Below are 17242 nucleotides of genomic sequence, written 5' to 3'. Positions count from 1 at the left end.
TCCTCTTATTGATGGGGCTCAATAGATGTCGTGTTGGGTGTTGTAGACGTTGAATTTCCCGGTAGGGGTGATCAGGCGCTTGTCCTTGATCACGTTCTTGACCTTGAGGGTCTTGTCGTCGATCACCACTAGCGCCGACTCGTCTTCCTGGCCACTCCAGACCGAGAACCAGACCTCGTCGCCGGCCTTGTTGTACTCCGGCTGCACCACGCGTAACGCGCCTTTCTTGATACCGGCGTACTCGGCAATCGGCAGCACGGTGTAGCCGGCGTCGAGCTTGTTGATGTCGAATACCGCCACCGACTGGCTGAGCTTGGCGTCGGGGCTGAGGGTGGTGTCGACATACAGATGGTTGGACGCGGGGTGAGTCTTGATGAACAGCGAGCCGCCACCCTGGCCCTGCAACGAGCCGACCTGTTTCCAGGCGTATTGCGGGTGTTTGATCGGGTCGGTGCCGATCAGCGAAACCCCGGCGTCGCCCAGGTGGCTGGTGGCCCAGACCGGTCCGTAGAGTGGGTGGTTGAAGTTCGCGCCGCGTCCCGGGTGCGGGGTCTTGCCCACGTCCACCAGGGCGGTGAGCTTGCGTTCCTTGGAGTCGATCACCGCGACTTTGTTGGAGTTGTTGGCGGCCGTCATGAAATAGCGATGGCTGCTGTCCCAACCGCCGTCATGCAGGAATGGCGCGGCGTCGATGCTGGTGATGGTGAGGTTCTTGATGTCCTGATAGTTGACCAGCATCACCTTGCCGGTTTCCTTGACGTTGACGATGAACTCAGGCCACTCGTGGGAGGCGATGATGGCTGCGACTCGAGGTTCCGGGTGGTATTGCTGAGTGTCGACGGTCATGCCGCGGGTCGAGACGATCTGCTTGGGCTCCAGGGTCTCGCCGTCCATGATGGTGAACTGCGGCGGCCAGTACGAACCGGCGATGGTGTACTTGTCTTCGTAGCCTTTGAACTTGGAGGTTTCCACCGAACGGGCTTCGATACCCACCTTGATTTCCGCGACCTTGGTCGGCTCTTTCGGCCACAGGTCGATCATGTCGATCTTGGCGTCCCGGCCAATCACCAGCAGGTAGCGACCTGATGCCGAGATGCGCGAGATGTGCACCGCATAACCGGTGTCGATCAGCTTGACGATCTTCTTGCTGTCGCCGTCGATCAAGGCGATCTTGCCGTCGTCGCGCAGGGTCACCGAGAACAGGTTCTGCAGGTTGAGGGTGCTCAGTTGCCTGGTCGGCCGGTCCTCGGGCTTGACCAGCACTTTCCAGGTCTTGCGGGTTTCGGCCATGCCCCATTCCGGCGGTGTCGGCGGGGTGTGCTGGATGAACTTGGCCATCACCGTGATCTGGTCTTTGGTCAGGGCGTTGGAGGTGCCCCAGTTCGGCATGCCGGCGGCCGAGCCGTAGGTGATCAGCGCCTCCAGGTAGGCCTGGCCGCGTGACTGGGTGATATCGGGTGTCAATGGTTTGCCGGTGGCGCCTTTGCGAAGGACCCCGTGGCAACCGGCGCAGCGCTGGAAGTAGATTTCCTTGGCCGAGTCGAAGTCGGCCTGGCTCAGGTCTGGCGCGCCTTCGGTCTTGGCCACGCGGGGTTGCTCCGGCGCAGTGGTTTGGTCGGCGAAGGCGTGGGGGGCGGCCAGCGCTGTACACAGCGCCGTGACCCGCAGGGCCCACGATTTTTTGTGGCTGATCAGCATTCCATTTCTCCTCAGGCGTGACCCGCGCTGCGCAGTAATTGACGTTCGGCGCGCAGGTTCTTGGTGCGATGCAAGGCTATGCCCAGGCTGGTGGTTGGCCGCTTGACGGCGATCAAGTTTGCCGGCCGCAACCCTTGCCAGGTTGTCGCAGGGCACCGTAGCGTGGCCTGCAATCGTGTTGTCTGATCAGGCCTTGCCATGAACGCTATCCACACTTTGCAGCACCCCGACGAACCCTTTTATCAACCCCAGGACAACGAGCAGGCGATGTTCGAGCAGGCCTGGCATCACGGCATGCCGGTGCTGATCAAGGGCCCTACCGGCTGCGGCAAGACCCGTTTCGTCCAGCACATGGCCCACCGCCTGAAACTGCCGCTGTACACCGTGGCCTGCCACGATGACTTGAGCGCGGCCGACCTGGTGGGCCGTCACTTGATCGGCGCCCAGGGCACTTGGTGGCAGGACGGTCCCTTGACCCGGGCGGTGCGCGAGGGCGGCATCTGTTATCTGGATGAGGTGGTCGAAGCGCGCCAGGACACGGCCGTGGTGTTGCATCCGCTGGCCGATGATCGTCGGCAGTTGTACCTGGAGCGCACGGGCGAAGTACTGCAGGCACCGCCGTCCTTCATGCTGGTGGTGTCCTATAACCCGGGTTACCAGAACCTGCTCAAAGGCATGAAGCCAAGCACTCGCCAGCGCTTCGTGGCGATGCGTTTTGGTTATCCGGCGGTGGCCGATGAAGAGCGCATCGTCGCCCGTGAGGCGAACGTGGACATGGCCTTGGCGGCCCAGGTGGTGCGCCTGGGACAGGCGCTGCGTCGGCTCGACCAGCATGACCTGGAGGAAGTCGCCTCGACGCGCCTGCTGATCTTCGCCGCGCGCATGATCGGCTCCGGCATGGACCCGCGCCAAGCCTGCCTGGCCTGCCTGGCCGAGCCATTGAGCGACGACCCGCAGACCGTTGCCGCGTTGATGGATGTGGTCGATGTCCACTTCGGCTGAAACCATCGCCTTGCCCCGGCGCTTGCCCGGGGACCTGGCGATGTGGTTTTTCATCCTCGCCGAGCTGTCGGTGTTCGCGCTGTTGATCCTGGCGTTCACCGTCGCCCAGGCGTTGTATCCGCAGGTCTTCAGCGAAGGCCGGCAGTTGCTGGACCGCTCCACGGGCCTGGCGATGACCCTCAGCCTGCTGACCGCCGGCCTGTTCGCCGCCCTGGCCCAGGAGCAGGTCAGGCAGGCCCGGCCGCGTCGAGGTGCGTTGTTGTTGTGTGTGGCGTTGTTGCTCGCCTGCGGCTATGTGGGGATCAAGCTCGCTGAGTACGCCCATCTGCTGGCGAACGGCCTGGGGATGGAGCACAACACGTTCTTCACCTTGTACTGGATCCTTACCGGGTTTCATTTCCTTCATGTGCTGCTGGGCATGGTGATTCTCGCCTGGCTGGCCGAAGGTTGCCGACGTCGGCGCTACGGTGCGCAGGAACATAGCGGGTTGGAGTCCGGCGTGCTGTATTGGCACATGGTCGATCTGGTCTGGGTGCTGCTGTTCCCGGTTGTCTACATCCTTGATTGAGCGGAGGTGCTCATGTCCGCTTCCCCCTGTCTTGATTGCCTGCTGGATGGCGCTGGCGGTGCTGAGCACCGGTACCGTCGCCCTGGGGCAGGTCGCGGCTAGCGGGCTGGTGTCCATCGCCATCCTGGCGGTCGCGGTGACCAAGGCCTGGTTGATCGCCGACGGCTTCATGGAGCTGCGCCATGCGCCGCGGTTGTGGCGGCGGTTGGTGTTGAGCTGGGCGGTGGTGCTTGCGATTGCAATCTCATTCACGCTCTGATTCCCGATGCAATCCCCTGTGGCGAGGGAGCTTGCTCCCGCTGGGCTGCGAAGCAGCCCCAACAGCAACAACTCAATCCATCTGGCACACCCCGTCAGCAGGTTTTAGGGTCGCTTCGCAACCCAGCGGGAGCAAGCTCCCTCGCCACAACAGCTCACCTGCCTTTCGGGCGGTGTTGGAACAACCCACCAAAACCATCGGAGATTCTTGATCGCCATCAAGCGGTTTCTGACCCCGCGCTTCCTAGAATGAACACGCCAAGCAATGAGGAAGTGACCATGTCAGATACCTTCACCAAAGGCATGGCCAGGAATATTTACTTCGGGGGGAAGCGTGTTCTTCTTCCTGATATTCCTGGCCCTGACCTACCACACGGAACAGACCTTTCCCGAACGCAGCAACCAGGCGCAATTGAGCGAATCGGTGATACGCGGCAAGGGCGTCTGGGAGCGCAACAACTGCATCGGCTGCCATACCCTGCTGGGCGAAGGCGCGTACTTTGCGCCGGAGCTGGGCAACGTGGTCAACCGGCGCGGTGGCGAGGAAGCCTTCAAGCCGTTCCTGCAGGCCTGGATGAAAATGCAGCCGCTGAACGTTCCGGGTCGTCGGGCCATGCCGCAGTTCAACCTGAGCGAGCAGGAGGTCGACGACATCGCCGAGTTCCTCAAGTGGAGCTCGAAAATCAATACCAATGGCTGGCCGCCAAACAAGGAGGGCTGAGAGATGAGCATGGCTAATCCGCATCTGAAATTCGCCTCGCAGGCCGTCGCCAAACCCTACTTCGTGTTTGCCCTGATGCTGTTCCTGGGGCAGGTGCTGTTCGGTTTGATCATGGGCCTGCAATACGTGGTCGGCGACTTCCTGTTCCCGCTGATTCCTTTCAACGTGGCCCGCATGGTCCACACCAACCTGCTGATCGTCTGGCTGCTGTTCGGCTTCATGGGCGCGGCGTATTACCTGATACCGGAGGAGGCCGATCGCCAACTGCACAGCCCGAAACTGGCGTTGTTGCTGTTCTGGGTGTTCGCCGCCGCTGGCGTGGCGACGATCCTGGGCTACCTCTCGGTGCCTTATGCGACGCTGGCCAAGTTCACCGGTAACGACTTGCTGCCCACCATGGGACGCGAGTTCCTGGAGCAGCCGACCATTACCAAGATGGGTATCGTGGTGGTGTGCCTGGGGTTCCTCTACAACATCGGCATGACCCTGCTCAAAGGTCGCAAGACCACCGTCAGCATGGTGATGATGACCGGCCTGATCGGCCTGGCGGTGTTCTTCCTGTTCTCCTTCTACAACCCGGAAAACCTCGCCCGTGACAAGTTCTACTGGTGGTGGGTGGTGCATCTTTGGGTGGAAGGCGTCTGGGAACTGATCATGGGTTCGATGCTCGCTTTCGTCCTGATCAAGATCACCGGCGTGGACCGCGAAGTGGTGGAAAAATGGCTCTACGTGATTATCGCCATGGCGCTGATCACCGGGATCATCGGCACCGGTCACCACTTCTTCTGGATCGGTGCGCCTGAGGTCTGGTTGTGGGTCGGCTCGATCTTCTCGGCGATGGAACCGCTGCCGTTCCTGGCGATGGTGGTCTTCGCCTTCAGCATGGTGAAGAACCGTCGTCGGCACCACCCGAACCGCGCGGCCACGTTGTGGGCCAAGGGCACCACGGTCACCGCGTTCTTCGGTGCGGGTGTTTGGGGTTTCCTGCACACCCTGGCACCAGTCAACTACTACACCCACGGTTCGCAACTGACCGCGGCCCACGGTCACCTGGCCTTCTACGGTGCCTACGCAATGATCGTGATGACGCTGATCAGCTACGCCATGCCGCGCTTGCGGGGCTTGGGTGAAGCGGCGGACGAACGCTCGCAGCGCCTGGAGATCTGGGGCTTCTGGTTGATGACCCTGTCGATGGTGATGATCACCTTGTTCCTCACCGCGGCCGGTGTCGTCCAGGTCTGGTTGCAGCGCTGGATGGCCGATGGCAGTGCCTTGCCGTTCATGGCCACGATGGATCATTTGAAGCCGCTGTTCTGGGCGCGACTGGTCAGCGGTATCGGCTTCCTGGCCGGGTTGCTCTGCTACCTGTTCAGCTTCCGTCAACGTGGTCGTGCGGCCCTGCGTGCACCGGCGGCGGTGGTGCCTTCTTGAGAGGCCACCACTGAATCCGTGGCGAGAGCGCCTTTGTGGCGAGGGAGCTTGCTCCCGCTTGAGCGCGAAGCGCTCACAAAATGGGTCTGCTGCGCAGCCCAGCGGGAGCAAGCTCCCTCGCCACAAAAGCAGTGCGAGCCAGTCCCTTCACTGCAGCGGGTCGATAGGAGAGTAACCATGGCATTCACCCTAGAGCTGGAAGAGTGGGTCGGCAGTGTCTGGCACCGTTTCATCACTCGCCGCGCCAGTGTGGATTTTCCCGAAGCGCGGGTGGAGCTGATCCCCCGGCAACGCGCACTCCAGGTGTTGTTGCGGGCCACCGGCGGTGCGTCTCACTTGGGGGTGGAGGCCGTCAGCGATCGCGACCTGCTGCTGCGTCGCAACCTGTTGCAGCAGATCGCCGGGACCTGCAAGCAAGTCCCCCTGGCCTGGTGCGATAACGATAACCTGCGCCTGCCGGCGAGCCTGGCGGCGTTCCCCGATGTCGGGCTCAACGAGGAATTGTATCGCTGGCTGGCCTTGCTGGCCGCACAGGCGGGACCGATGACGCACTGGGGGCGGGACAATCAGCGCTGGACCCTGGCGGTGTTGCAGCGCTACCCGGCACTGCGGCCTCGCTACCGGCGCTTGGTGGACGCACACCTGTCCCTGCGCCCCGATCCGGCCACGCTCAACCCGGCCGAAGCCGCCCTGGAGCATGCGTTGTGCCAAGCCCTGCGCGAACCGGGCAGTGTCGAACATTTTCCACGCAGCGAGCGGGCGGCCTGGCCGTTGCCGCTGTGGCTGTACCCACCCCAACACCTGGGCAATCCCCAGGCCGCCGACCTTGAGGAGTCCGAGCAATACCTGGCGACACCACCCGGCGAACAGCAGGGCGGTCGCAAGCGCGCCGAGCGAATCGACGACACCAGCCGTGACGGTGGGCTGCTGATCGTGCGCCTGGAGAACCTGTTCAGTTGGACCGAACATGTGGACCTGGATCGCTGGGCGGATGACAGCGAAGACCCGGCCGCCGCTCGCGTCGCCGAGGACCTGGACCAATTGACCTTGTCGCGCACCCGCTTGCGCAAGGGCGGTGGCTTGAAACTGCACCTGGACCTGCCCCCGGCCGATGTGGATGATATCCCGTTGGGCGCAGGCATCCTCTTGCCGGAATGGGATTACCGCAAGCAACGACTGCAGGACGATTTCGTCAGCCTGCAAACCTTCACCCCTCGCGATTGCCAGCCCCAGCCGTTACCCGCACGCCTGCGAAGCTCGGCCCAGCACCTGCGTCGCCAGTTCGAACACTTGCGCAACGATCGCCAGTGGTTGCGCCAGCAAACCCAAGGCTCGGAACTGGACCTGCAAGCCTGGCTGGACTTTCATGTCGAGCGCCAGCACGGGCAGTGCAGCGAGCACGGGTTGTTCATGGACCAGCGCCAGACTCGCCGTGACCTGGCCTGTCTGCTGCTGGCCGATCTGTCGATGTCCACCGATGCCCACCTCAATGACGAGCACCGGGTGATCGATGTGATTCGCGACAGCCTGTTGCTGTTCGGCGAAACCCTGTCGGTGCTGGGGGACGATTTTGCCTTGTACGGGTTCTCTTCCCTGCGTCGCCAGCAGGTGCGCCTGCATGAACTCAAGGCTTTCAACCAGCGTTACGACGATCACACCCGGGGACGGATCCAGGGGCTGAAACCGGGTTACTACACACGCATGGGCGCGGCGATTCGCCAGGCCACGCAACAACTGGCGCTCTGCAAGCGCCGGCGCAAACTGTTGCTGCTGCTCAGTGACGGCAAGCCCAATGACCTGGATCTTTACGAAGGCCGCTACGGCGTGGAAGACACCCGCCAGGCGGTGCTCGAGGCGCGGCGCCAAGGGCTGACGCCGTTCTGCATCACCATCGATCGCGAAGCGGGGGATTACCTACCCTACATGTTCGGGGCCAACGGCTACACCCTGATTCACCAGCCCGAGCAACTGCCGCTGCGTTTACCGCAGTTGTACCGGCAGTTGACTCAGGATTGAGGGTTCAGACGATGTCGCGGGGCAGCCAGAAGAACATGACGATGCAGAAGATCGTCAAGCCGACACAAAACCAGGTGAAGCGCCGCAGCCGGCGCTCGCCGGCCAGCGCTGCTTCAGCCGGCAGGGGCATGCCACACTGGCGACACTCGGTTTCATCGACGGGGTTGGCCTGTTGGCAATACAGGCAAGTGGGCTGTGCGCTCATTCGAATTGTTCCAGGCGCAGGCGATCGAGAATGGCGATCTGGCGACCGTCCTGAGTGATGATTTTTTCATCGATCAGGCGACGGATGATCCGCGAAAAGGTTTCCGGCTGGATCGACAAGTGTCCGGCGATCAACTGCTTGGCCATCGGCAGTTCGAACTGGCTGTCCACGGTTTGCAGGCGTACCAGTTGTGTCAGCAGGTAGCGAACCACGCGGTGAGTGGCGTTCTTCAGCGACAGGGTTTCAATCTCGTTGACCCGTTGGTGCAGGCGCACGCAGAGCTTGCCGAGGAGGGCGAAGGTCAGTCGGCTGTTGCTTTGCAGCAAACGCATGTAGGTGGCGTTGGACAGCCGGTACACCTGGGTCGGGCCCACGGCTTCGGCGGACGCGACGTAGTTGGGTGTGTCCATCAGCATCATGGCTTCGGCGAAGGTCTGGCGCTCACCGATCACCTCGAAGACTTTTTCCTGGCCGTCCGGGGTCAGCCGGTAGATTTTCACGGCGCCGGAAATCACGAAGTAAAACGCCTGTGCCGGCTCTCCCTGGCGGAACAGCGGGTCGCCCTTGTCGATGTTCAGCAGTTGGCTGTTACTCATCAGTTCGTCGAGCTGTTCTTCGTTCAACGGCTCGAACAGGTGATGGCTGCGCAGAATCTGGTGATGGACACGGTGGAGCACCATGGCATGGATCCTTGTTGTGGCAAATGATGGGGCCGGGGTCAGACCAGGCTCAGGGACAGGCCGCTGGCAAGCGCCACGACGCAGGAGAGCACGAAGAACCAGGTAAGCGGCAGAACGACAGATTTCATGGAGAGCCCCGGCAACGAAGGTAATGCCAGGCCTGAGCAAGAGCCGGGCCAGACCTGAGGAAATTGATTGGCGGGGCGTTGGGGTTGGAGAGGGTAGAAATGACCCTGGTGCAATAGGGTTAAAACAACCATGAAAGGGTCATAAATACCCCCGTTCGCCTACAGTCCCTGTGGGAGCACAATGCTGTACACAAAAAAAGTGATGGACCTGTGGCGAGGGAGCTTGCTCCCGCTCGGCTGCGAAGCAGTCGTAAACCGGCGGGTGCGGAGTGTCTGATGCTCCGCATTTGGCGGGTGTAGGCCGCTTCGCGGCCCAGCGGGAGCAAGCTCCCTCGCCACGGGGTTATCGAATGCCTTAAGTGAGCTCCCACAATGACCCTGTTCGGCAAGCCCCTTGCTAGTGCCTGTTCGAGGCGGGAGGTTGCCGATGAGCTGGCTTGATCTGAGACAAGGCCTGCCGGTGTCGATAGCCGATCATTCGAACCCTGGTTTGTCGTCCCTCGCTGACGGTTCAGCGAGGCAAAGGAGTGGTGTATGCAAGTGCTTGACCGTCGCAAGGCCATGGCCATCGCGCCGCTGTGGCGCCTGGCGTTTCGGCCGTTTTTTTTGGCCGGTTGTGTGTTGGCGCTGCTGGCCATTCCCTTTTGGCTCGCGGCGTTTACCGGGCGCTTGTCGGCCTGGCAACCGGCCGGAGGTTGGTTGGCCTGGCACCGGCATGAACTGTTGTTCGGTTTCGGCCTGGCGATCATCGCTGGGTTCCTGCTGACGGCGGTGCAGACCTGGACCGGAACCCCGGGGCTCAGCGGCAAGCGCTTGGCAACGCTGGCGTTGTTGTGGCTGGGCGCGCGGCTGGCCTGGCTGATCGATGCGCCCTGGCCGTTGCTGGCGCTGCTGGAGCTGGGTTTTGCCCTGGCGGTCGCCGTGTTGATGGGCGTGACGTTGTGGCGTGTGCGGCAGAAGCGCAATTACCCGATCGTGCTGGTATTGCTGCTGTTGGCCGCCGCAGATGGCCTGTCCGTGTTCGGCCTGCTCCAGCACAACGAGGGCTTGCAGCGCCAGAGCGTGCTCACCGGCCTGTGGCTGGTGGCGGCGATGATGGGGTTGATCGGCGGACGGGTGATTCCGTTCTTTACCCAGCGAGGCCTCGGGCGGGTCGAGGGCGTCGCGCCATGGCCGTGGCTCGATCGCCTGTTGTTGGCCGGTTCGGCACTGGTGGCGTTGTTGTATGCCTTCGGCCCGGCGCTGGCGGCCAGTACCTGGGTCGGCCTGTTGTTCGCGGCGTTGGCGGTGGGGCACGGGATTCGACTGGTGCGTTGGCATGATCGGGATTTGTGGCGGGTGCCGCTGCTGTGGTCGTTGCACCTGGCCTACGCTTGGCTGGCGGTGGCCTGCCTGGGCATGGCGCTGTGGCACTTCGGCGTACCGGTGAACCCGAGCCTGGCGGTGCACAGTCTGACCATCGGCGCCATGGCCGGGTTGATCCTGGCGATGATCGCCCGGGTCAGCCTGGGGCATACCGGGCGTCCCCTTGAGCCGCCGGTGGGCATGACACTGGCCTTCATCCTGTTGAACCTGGCCTGTCTGAGCCGCGTGCTGCTGGTGCTGCTGTTGCCGTTGGCCGGGCTGTGGCTGGCAGGGGTGTGCTGGGCGTTGGCGTACGGTTTATACGCCTGGCGTTATGGGCCGATGCTGTTGAAGGCCCGGGTGGATGGGCATCCGGGATGAGTCGAGGGGATCGATGATGTATGGGGTTTTGCTAATCACTCATCTATTGGCGGCTATTGCTTTTATAGGCACGTTGTTTTTCGAGGTTTTTATCTGGCATGCCGCCCGCCGGCCCCTGGCCCAAGGCGTCAAAGACGCCGCCGACCAGGCCATCGCCAAGCGCTCGCGGCACGTCCTGCACGGCGTTGTGCTGGTGCTGTACGGTGCTGGCCTGGCCCTGGCCTGGCAGCATCGCGGCGCATTGAGCCAGCCATTGAGCAGCAGCTTCGGCCTGCTGCTGAGCCTGAAGATCCTGCTGGCGCTGAGTATCATCGGTCACTATTTGTGGCTGGCGTACTGGCTCAAGAGCGGTCGCCTGACACCCAGCCGAGCCTGCTGGCTGCGCCGCAGTATCCTGGGGCACATGCTGCTGATCGTGGTGTTGGCCAAGGCGATGTTCTATTGGCAGTTTTGAGCGGGAGAGTGAAAGAAAATTTTGAGGTCATTGCAAATAGGGTGAGCAACATCAATCCCTGTGGGAGCGAGCCTGCTCGCGATGGCGGTGTGTGAGGCACCTCGTACCGACTGATCCGACGCCATCGCGAGCAGGCTCGCTCCCACAAGGGGTATGCAATGCTTGAGAGTCAGCGGGCAGGCTTCATCGCATTGACGAACAACACATTGTTTTCCAGGTGAATGTGCTGCATCAGATCATCACGAAACTCCACCAGCCCGCGATACAGGGCGCGCCAGGTGTTGCAGGCGTTGGCGGGTGGGGTGATCTGGTCGGTCAGGGCGAGCATGGTTTCCAAGGCTTCACCGTGCTGGTCATGTTCGTAGCGCAGGACCTGGATCGGCGCCGAGGCTCGTTCGCCGAGGCCCTGTTGCAGCATCGGGAACAGGACCTGTTCTTCCTTGAGCATGTGGCCTTCGAGCTCCTGATATATGTCCTGCAGGTGATCGGCCAGGCCGTTCGGGCAGTTGGGGCGCGCACCGTGGACCTGCTCGACGCGCCGGGCCAGGCGGATCAGTTCCGGCAGTTGTTCGCGATGGCGCGCATGGTAGCGCTCCAGGATGTGGGCGATCAGCAGGGCCTGGGGCTCGTCGCGCCAGTCATGGCCGAGTTCGCCGGCGGCTTGCAGCGTGCGCAAGGCATCGGCGATGAGCAACGGGTTCAGGCCCTTGCCCAGCGCGGCTTCGCGCAAGGACTTTTGCCCGCCGCAGCAGAAGTCGAGGTTGTAATGATGGAAAGTGCGCGTGGCACCGGGAATGTCGCAGGCCAGTTGGCCAAGGCTTTGTTCCAGCAGATCGAGGCTCATCATGTTTCCTTGGGTGGAATCCCGGGGAGGGACAGATGAGCGGACTTTGCAGTCGGTATGCCAGATTCAACCGATTGAAAATAAAGCATTAAATTTTTTGCAGGGTGATTGTCACCCTGATTGTGAAGGGTCAAACGAACCCTGGAGGGTCATCACTACCATGCTGCGTGAAAGCCTGGCCGCCGACCTGATCGTCGAGCTGCCCAATGCGGTGCGATTGCAGCGCCTGGTGCAGACCCTGCGCGAATACTTCAACAGTGGCGCCGTGGGGCTGCTGCGCCTGGACGATGACAGCCTCAGGCCCGTGGCCACCGTGGGGCTGGTCCACGAAGCGTTGGGTCGGCGCTTCGTGATTGCCCAGCACCCGCGCCTGGCGGCGATCATGGCGTCGCGCGAACCCACCTGGTTCGAGCCGGACAGTCGCTTGCCGGATCCTTATGACGGTTTGCTCGACAACCACGTCGGCGAGCCGCTGCCGGTGCATGACTGCATGGGCGTGAGCCTGTACGTGGAAGGCCGGCTCTGGGGCGCGATCACCCTGGATGCGTTGCACGCCGGCACCTTCGACAGCCGCGCCCGGGAGGAACTCAAGCGCTGTACGTTGCAGATCGAGGCGGCGGTACGGGTCACTCGGCTGGAACAGGAAAACCGTAGCTTGCGAGCCTCGCGCAGCGACCAGACGGACCTGCGCCTGCCGGCCGAAGAGGGCGAGATCCTCGGGCGCAGCGAGGGCTTGCAGCAGTTGCTCAATGAGCTGGACGTGCTGGCCGACTCCGAACTGCCGGTGCTGTTGCTGGGGGAGACCGGCGTGGGCAAGGAGTTGTTCGCCCGCCGCCTGCATCGCCTGTCCCGGCGCGGCCACAAGCCGTTGGTCCAGGTCAATTGCGCAGCGTTGCCCGAGTCCCTGGCTGAAAGCGAGTTGTTCGGCCACGTCAAAGGTGCGTTCTCCGGGGCGACTACCGACCGCGCCGGGCGTTTCGACGCGGCCAATGGCGGTACGTTGTTTCTCGATGAGGTCGGCGAATTGCCGTTGAGTGTGCAGGCCAAGTTGCTGCGCACCCTGCAAAACGGCGAGATCCAGCGCCTGGGGGCGGACAAGCCGCTGCACGTCGATGTGCGGATCATCGCCGCCACCAACCGGCATTTGCCCGACAGTATTCGCGACGGGCTGTTTCGCGCCGATCTGTATCACCGGCTTTCGGTCTACCCGGTGCCGATCCCACCGCTGCGCGAGCGCGGTCATGATGTGTTGATGCTGGCCGGGCACTTTCTCGAACTGAACCGCACGCGACTGGGTTTGCGCGGCTTGCGCCTGTCGCCGGCGGCCGAACAGGCACTGCTGGCGTACTCCTGGCCGGGGAACGTGCGGGAGCTGGAACACGTGATCAGTCGCGCCGCGTTGAAGCAACTGAGCCACGGCGCCAATCGCAGCTTGATCATGACCTTGGAACCGCAGGTGCTGGATCTGGACGTCAATGCCAGCGCAGCCTCGGCCCAGGCGCTGCCTGAACAAGCCCTGGAGGCTCTGGATGCACCAATGCAACCCTTGAGCGAAGCCGTCGATGGTTGTCAGCGCCAGGCGATTCTCAAGGCCCTGGAGCGTTGCGGGCAGAACTGGGCCGGGGCGGCGCGGCTGTTGGAGGTTGACCCGAGCAATCTGCATAAGCTGGCGCGGCGGTTGGGGCTCAAATAGTGGTTTGCCTGTTACACCGAGGCGTCTTCATCGCGAGCAGGCTCGCTCCCACAGGGTGCTTGTGAACACAGTCGATCCACTGTGGGGGCGGGCTTGCTCGCAAAGAGGCCGGCACATTCACCACAAGAGCCGGCATTGACAACGATCAAGGCCCGCCAACGCCGCAGAATCCACACTGGCCAAAACCCATAGTGGAGATCACCGCCATGCCCCTTTCCCTGGCCAAAATGCGCCGCCAGTACACCCTCGATGGCCTGGATGAAGCCCAGGCGCCGGACGACCCGATGGTTTTGTTCGGGTTGTGGATGCAGCAGGCCCGCGACACCGAAAGCCCGCCGGTGGAAGCCAACAGCATGGCCCTGGCGACGGTGGACGAGCAGGGCCAGCCTCATTGCCGGGTGCTGTTGCTCAAGGGGTTCGGTCCGGACGGCTTTGTGTTTTTCGGCAACTACGACAGCCTCAAGGGCCAGGACCTGGCGGTCAATCCCAGGGCCGCGATGACGTTTTTCTGGCCGGGGCTGGAACGGCAAGTGCGCATCGAAGGGCCGGTCCACAAACTCGCCCCGGCGTTGTCGGATGCCTATTTCGAGTCCCGCTCCGTGGCCAGTCGCCTGGGGGCCTGGGCGTCGCCACAAAGCCAACCATTGGCGGATCGGGCCGTGCTGGAAACCTTGCTCACGCAGACCGAACAACGCTTCGCCGGCCAATCGGTGCCGCGTCCGGCGCATTGGGGCGGTTATTGCCTGCGACCGGAACGACTGGAGTTCTGGCAGGGCCGTGCCGACCGTTTGCATGATCGTCTCGACTATCGCCTGCAAGACGGCGCCTGGCAGCGCACGCGTCTGGCGCCCTGACGCCGAGGGAGGTACCTCCAAGGAGGAATAGGCCCGGCAACGATTGCGGTTCAGGCTGGGCCATCTTTTTCTGATAGGACGGCTGATCATGGCCCATCTGACGCAATGTCTCTTTCAACCGTTGAACATCGCGGTCCTCACCATCAGTGACACCCGCACCTTCGACACCGACACCTCGGGGCAGACCCTGGCGGACCTGCTGCAAACGGCCGGGCATGTGCTCATCGACCGTGGCCTGGTGAAGGACGATATCTACCAGATCCGTGCCCAGGTCTCACAGTGGATCGCCGACCCCAAGGTGCAGGTGGTGTTGATGACCGGCGGCACCGGTTTCACCCCGCGCGACAACACGCCCCAAGCGGTGGCACCGTTGCTGGACAAACAGGTCGACGGTTTCGGCGAGCTGTTCCGCCAGGTGTCGCTGGCCGAGATCGGCATGTCCACCCTGCAATCGCGAGCGTTGGCGGGCATGAGCAACGGTGTGCTGGTGTGCTGCTTGCCGGGTTCGCCGGGAGCTTGTCGGACTGGTTGGGAACAGATCCTGGCCGGGCAACTGGACAGCCGCACCGGCCCGTGCAATTTCACCCCCCACCTCAAGCCGCAGCCAGGCATTGCCCTGCTACCTTGTGAGGCACGTTCATGAGCCGCGGCGGGTGTGGCAGCGTCTGTGACAGTGGTGCGCTGATGCCGGTGGATGAAGCCATCCGCTATTTGCTGGATCAGGCGCCGCTGCCGCCTCCGGTGCAGCGGGTGGCGCTGGACCAGGCCTTGGGTCGCGTGCTGGCGACCGATGTTCGCTGTCCCATGAACCTGCCGCCGTGGGACAACAGCGCCATGGACGGTTATGCCCTGCGGGCCGCCGACCTGCCGGTCGATGGCGGTTATCTGACCTTGGCCGGGCGCATTGCCGCCGGGGAGGCACCGGGTCAACCATTACAGGCCGGGCAGGTGGTGCGCATTTTTACCGGCGCGCCGCTGCCGCCGGGGGCTGACACGGTGGTGCCCCAGGAAAGTTGCCGGGTGGAAGGTGAGCGGGTCTGGCTGCCACCAGTCAAGGGCGCAGAGCATGTGCGCAGGGAAGGTGAGGAAATGCAGCGCGGGGACCGTTTGCTCCAGGCCGGAAAACGCTTGCGCGCCCAGGAACTGGGGTTGCTGGCCGGTGCCGGGATTGCCCGGGTAGAGGTCTATCGCCCCTTGCAGGTGGGCCTGCTCAGCAGTGGCGATGAACTGCGCGAACCCGGCCAAACGCTGGCGCCAGGGCAGATCTACAACAGCAATCGCCACAGTCTCATGGCGCTGCTGCGCGGCTGGGGCCTTGAGGTACATGACTACGGCGTCATGCCTGACAAGCTGCTTGCCAGTCGTCAGGCCTTGAGCCTGGCGGCAACCGAATGCGACTTGCTGCTGACCTCCGGCGGCGTGTCGGTGGGTGAGGAAGATCATCTCAAGCAAGCGATCGAAGCCCTGGGTAGCGTTGACCTGTGGCGCCTGGCGATCCAGCCGGGCAAACCCCTGGCCTTTGGCGAGGTGGCCGGCAAACCCTGGATCGGGCTGCCGGGCAACCCTTCGGCGGCACTGATTACCGCGTTGATCGTCGTGCGGCCGTTCCTGTTCCGGGCCCAGGGCATGGATGAGGTGTTGCCCACGGCGTTGCAGTTACCGGCCGGGTTCGACTGGTTGAAACCCAACCGGCGACGGCAGTACCTGCGGGCGAAATTGACCCCGGCCGCCGATGGCTCGCTGTGTGTCGAGCTGCATCCCCAGCAGAGTTCGGCCATGTTGGCGGCCGCCTGCTGGGCCGATGGCTTGGCCGTGGTGGAGTGCCAGGCGCAAGTGCATAAGCACGACAAAGTGATGTATCTGCCGTTCGCGAGCCTGATGCATTGACGGCAATTGATTGCCGTCAAGGTGGCCGGCCGAGGGCTGGCTAGACTGGCGGCGCCCTTAGTTTTCTCACGAGGATGCCCCATGCAACTGGTTTGCCCGGCAGGGAATCTGCCTGCCCTCAAAGCGGCGGTGCGCCAAGGCGCCGATGCCGTCTATGTCGGCTTTCGCGATGACACCAATGCCCGGCACTTCGCCGGGCTGAACATGGACGACAAGCAGTTCGACGCGGCTGTCGCGCACATCCGTCAACACCAACGCAAACTGTACGTGGCGGTCAACACCTACCCGCAACCCAAGGGCTGGGAGCGCTGGCAACGGGCGGTGGACCGCGCCGCCGATTTTGGCGTGGATGCGTTGATCGCTGCCGACCCCGGTGTGCTCGGTTACGCCCGCCAGCGCCATCCACAGTTGGCGTTGCATCTGTCGGTCCAAGGCTCGGCGACCCACGCGGCGGCCCTGGCTTTTTACGCCGAGCGCTATGACATCCGCCGCGCCGTGCTGCCACGGGTACTGTCCCTGGCCCAGGTGCGGCAGGTGGCGGCGGCCAGTCCGGTGCCGATCGAGGTCTTTGGTTTCGGCAGCTTGTGCATCATGGCCGAAGGCCGTTGTCACTTGTCTTCCTACATCACCGGCGAGTCGCCGAACCTGTGTGGAGTCTGTTCGCCGGCCAAGGCGGTGCGCTGGAGCGAGGACGCCCAAGGCCTCAGCGCACGCCTGAGCGAGGTGCTGATCGACCGCTACACCCCCGAAGAACCGGCCGGTTATCCGACCTTGTGCAAAGGCCGCTTCCTGGTAGGCGGCAAGCGCTTCCATGCGTTGGAAGAACCCACCAGCCTCGACACCCTCGACCTGCTGCCGGAACTGGCGGCCATCGGTGTCGAAGCAGTGAAGATCGAGGGGCGCCAACGCAGCCCGGCCTACGTTGAACAAGTGACCGGGGTCTGGCGCGCCGCACTGGACGCCCACCAGGTCGCGCCGCAACGGTTCCGGGTGCAGGAAGAATGGCGCCAGGTGCTGGCGGGTTTGTCCGAAGGCAGCCAGACCACCCTGGGTGCCTACCATCGATCATGGCAATGAG

General features: G+C 63.2%; 16 protein-coding genes and 1 pseudogene. 13 read left to right on the top strand and 4 right to left on the bottom strand.

Going from position 1 to position 17242, the window contains the following annotated elements; all coding sequences use genetic code 11:
• Positions 1 to 18 precede the first annotated feature (18 nt).
• Positions 19 to 1698, bottom strand: coding sequence for a cytochrome D1 domain-containing protein (locus tag GN234_RS04975; protein WP_176687989.1), 1680 nt, complete (start codon positions 1696 to 1698; stop codon positions 19 to 21).
• A gap of 267 nt (positions 1699 to 1965) precedes the next feature.
• Here GN234_RS04975 and GN234_RS04970 point away from each other — a divergent pair, with 267 nt between their 5' ends.
• The 6 genes and pseudogenes from GN234_RS04970 to GN234_RS04945 all read left to right on the top strand — a co-directional run bounded on the left by GN234_RS04970 (position 1966) and on the right by GN234_RS04945 (position 7694).
• Positions 1966 to 2700 carry a CbbQ/NirQ/NorQ/GpvN family protein gene (locus GN234_RS04970; RefSeq protein ID WP_370873808.1) on the top strand — a complete coding sequence of 245 codons (735 nt, stop codon included), beginning with the start codon at positions 1966 to 1968 and terminating at the stop codon, positions 2698 to 2700.
• Positions 2684 to 3268 carry a cytochrome c oxidase subunit 3 family protein gene (locus GN234_RS04965; protein WP_116832256.1) on the top strand — a complete coding sequence of 195 codons (585 nt, stop codon included), beginning with the start codon at positions 2684 to 2686 and terminating at the stop codon, positions 3266 to 3268. Before GN234_RS04970 ends, GN234_RS04965 begins: the two co-directional genes overlap by 17 nt.
• A 46-nt stretch (positions 3269 to 3314) precedes the next feature.
• Positions 3315 to 3527, top strand: a complete 213-nt coding sequence (locus GN234_RS04960; RefSeq protein WP_176687988.1) for a cytochrome C oxidase subunit IV family protein — start codon at positions 3315 to 3317, stop codon at positions 3525 to 3527.
• 278 nt (positions 3528 to 3805) lie between these two features.
• A pseudogene (locus GN234_RS04955) lies at positions 3806 to 4247 on the top strand (c-type cytochrome).
• A gap of 3 nt (positions 4248 to 4250) precedes the next feature.
• On the top strand, positions 4251 to 5678 hold the full coding sequence (locus tag GN234_RS04950; protein ID WP_176687987.1) for a cbb3-type cytochrome c oxidase subunit I: 1428 nt from the start codon (positions 4251 to 4253) through the stop codon (positions 5676 to 5678).
• A gap of 177 nt (positions 5679 to 5855) precedes the next feature.
• The gene (locus GN234_RS04945) at positions 5856 to 7694 is read left to right on the top strand and encodes a nitric oxide reductase activation protein NorD (RefSeq protein ID WP_176687986.1); all 1839 of its coding nucleotides are present in this window, start codon (positions 5856 to 5858) and stop codon (positions 7692 to 7694) included.
• A 4-nt stretch (positions 7695 to 7698) separates the two neighbouring features.
• On the opposite strand, the gene GN234_RS04940 is transcribed toward GN234_RS04945, so the two are convergent.
• Positions 7699 to 7899: a protein DnrP gene (locus GN234_RS04940; protein WP_176687985.1), complete on the bottom strand. Its 201-nt coding sequence runs from the start codon at positions 7897 to 7899 to the stop codon at positions 7699 to 7701.
• The gene (locus GN234_RS04935) at positions 7896 to 8579 is read right to left on the bottom strand and encodes a Crp/Fnr family transcriptional regulator (protein ID WP_109756143.1); all 684 of its coding nucleotides are present in this window, start codon (positions 8577 to 8579) and stop codon (positions 7896 to 7898) included. The genes GN234_RS04940 and GN234_RS04935 overlap by 4 nt, the downstream gene beginning before the upstream one ends.
• A 662-nt stretch (positions 8580 to 9241) precedes the next feature.
• Between GN234_RS04935 and GN234_RS04930 the strand changes: the two genes are divergently transcribed.
• Both GN234_RS04930 and GN234_RS04925 read left to right on the top strand, forming a co-directional pair.
• Positions 9242 to 10432 (top strand): NnrS family protein, encoded by a 1191-nt coding sequence (locus tag GN234_RS04930; RefSeq protein ID WP_176687984.1) that lies wholly within the window; start codon positions 9242 to 9244, stop codon positions 10430 to 10432.
• 16 nt (positions 10433 to 10448) lie between these two features.
• On the top strand, positions 10449 to 10886 hold the full coding sequence (locus tag GN234_RS04925; protein ID WP_370873809.1) for a hypothetical protein: 438 nt from the start codon (positions 10449 to 10451) through the stop codon (positions 10884 to 10886).
• Between the two features lie 169 nt (positions 10887 to 11055).
• On the opposite strand, the gene ytfE is transcribed toward GN234_RS04925, so the two are convergent.
• Positions 11056 to 11730, bottom strand: coding sequence for an iron-sulfur cluster repair protein YtfE (gene ytfE / locus GN234_RS04920; protein WP_109756140.1), 675 nt, complete (start codon positions 11728 to 11730; stop codon positions 11056 to 11058).
• Between the two features lie 160 nt (positions 11731 to 11890).
• On the opposite strand from ytfE, the gene norR reads away from it, so the two are divergent.
• The 5 genes from norR (at position 11891) to ubiU (ending at position 17241) form a co-directional block, all read left to right on the top strand.
• Complete coding sequence (gene norR / locus GN234_RS04915) at positions 11891 to 13423, top strand: nitric oxide reductase transcriptional regulator NorR (protein ID WP_109756139.1); 1533 nt, start codon at positions 11891 to 11893, stop codon at positions 13421 to 13423.
• A gap of 206 nt (positions 13424 to 13629) precedes the next feature.
• Entirely contained in the window at positions 13630 to 14277 is a 648-nt protein-coding gene (gene pdxH, locus GN234_RS04910) for a pyridoxamine 5'-phosphate oxidase (protein WP_163853876.1), read from the top strand.
• A gap of 88 nt (positions 14278 to 14365) precedes the next feature.
• Positions 14366 to 14920, top strand: a complete 555-nt coding sequence (gene moaB, locus GN234_RS04905) for a molybdenum cofactor biosynthesis protein B (RefSeq protein ID WP_176687983.1) — start codon at positions 14366 to 14368, stop codon at positions 14918 to 14920.
• On the top strand, positions 14917 to 16164 hold the full coding sequence (locus GN234_RS04900) for a molybdopterin molybdotransferase MoeA (protein ID WP_176687982.1): 1248 nt from the start codon (positions 14917 to 14919) through the stop codon (positions 16162 to 16164). The genes moaB and GN234_RS04900 overlap by 4 nt, the downstream gene beginning before the upstream one ends.
• An 81-nt stretch (positions 16165 to 16245) precedes the next feature.
• Positions 16246 to 17241 (top strand): ubiquinone anaerobic biosynthesis protein UbiU, encoded by a 996-nt coding sequence (gene ubiU, locus GN234_RS04895; RefSeq protein WP_176687981.1) that lies wholly within the window; start codon positions 16246 to 16248, stop codon positions 17239 to 17241.
• Position 17242 lies beyond the last annotated feature (1 nt).

Source organism: Pseudomonas bijieensis (assembly GCF_013347965.1).
GTDB lineage: Bacteria > Pseudomonadota > Gammaproteobacteria > Pseudomonadales > Pseudomonadaceae > Aquipseudomonas > Aquipseudomonas bijieensis.
This window is presented reverse-complemented; position numbering and strand designations above follow the sequence as displayed.

Coding starts and splice junctions, on each gene's coding strand:
- GN234_RS04950 (WP_176687987.1), top strand. CDS start 4,251: ATGAGCATGGCTAATCCGCATCTGAAATTCGCCTCGCAGGCCGTCGCC.
- GN234_RS04960 (WP_176687988.1), top strand. CDS start 3,315: ATGGCGCTGGCGGTGCTGAGCACCGGTACCGTCGCCCTGGGGCAGGTC.
- GN234_RS04925 (WP_370873809.1), top strand. CDS start 10,449: ATGTATGGGGTTTTGCTAATCACTCATCTATTGGCGGCTATTGCTTTT.
- GN234_RS04900 (WP_176687982.1), top strand. CDS start 14,917: ATGAGCCGCGGCGGGTGTGGCAGCGTCTGTGACAGTGGTGCGCTGATG.
- GN234_RS04975 (WP_176687989.1), bottom strand. CDS start 1,698: ATGCTGATCAGCCACAAAAAATCGTGGGCCCTGCGGGTCACGGCGCTG.
- ubiU (WP_176687981.1), top strand. CDS start 16,246: ATGCAACTGGTTTGCCCGGCAGGGAATCTGCCTGCCCTCAAAGCGGCG.
- GN234_RS04930 (WP_176687984.1), top strand. CDS start 9,242: ATGCAAGTGCTTGACCGTCGCAAGGCCATGGCCATCGCGCCGCTGTGG.
- GN234_RS04945 (WP_176687986.1), top strand. CDS start 5,856: ATGGCATTCACCCTAGAGCTGGAAGAGTGGGTCGGCAGTGTCTGGCAC.
- GN234_RS04970 (WP_370873808.1), top strand. CDS start 1,966: ATGTTCGAGCAGGCCTGGCATCACGGCATGCCGGTGCTGATCAAGGGC.
- moaB (WP_176687983.1), top strand. CDS start 14,366: ATGGCCCATCTGACGCAATGTCTCTTTCAACCGTTGAACATCGCGGTC.
- GN234_RS04965 (WP_116832256.1), top strand. CDS start 2,684: ATGTCCACTTCGGCTGAAACCATCGCCTTGCCCCGGCGCTTGCCCGGG.
- GN234_RS04940 (WP_176687985.1), bottom strand. CDS start 7,899: ATGAGCGCACAGCCCACTTGCCTGTATTGCCAACAGGCCAACCCCGTC.
- norR (WP_109756139.1), top strand. CDS start 11,891: ATGCTGCGTGAAAGCCTGGCCGCCGACCTGATCGTCGAGCTGCCCAAT.
- ytfE (WP_109756140.1), bottom strand. CDS start 11,730: ATGAGCCTCGATCTGCTGGAACAAAGCCTTGGCCAACTGGCCTGCGAC.
- pdxH (WP_163853876.1), top strand. CDS start 13,630: ATGCCCCTTTCCCTGGCCAAAATGCGCCGCCAGTACACCCTCGATGGC.
- GN234_RS04935 (WP_109756143.1), bottom strand. CDS start 8,579: ATGGTGCTCCACCGTGTCCATCACCAGATTCTGCGCAGCCATCACCTG.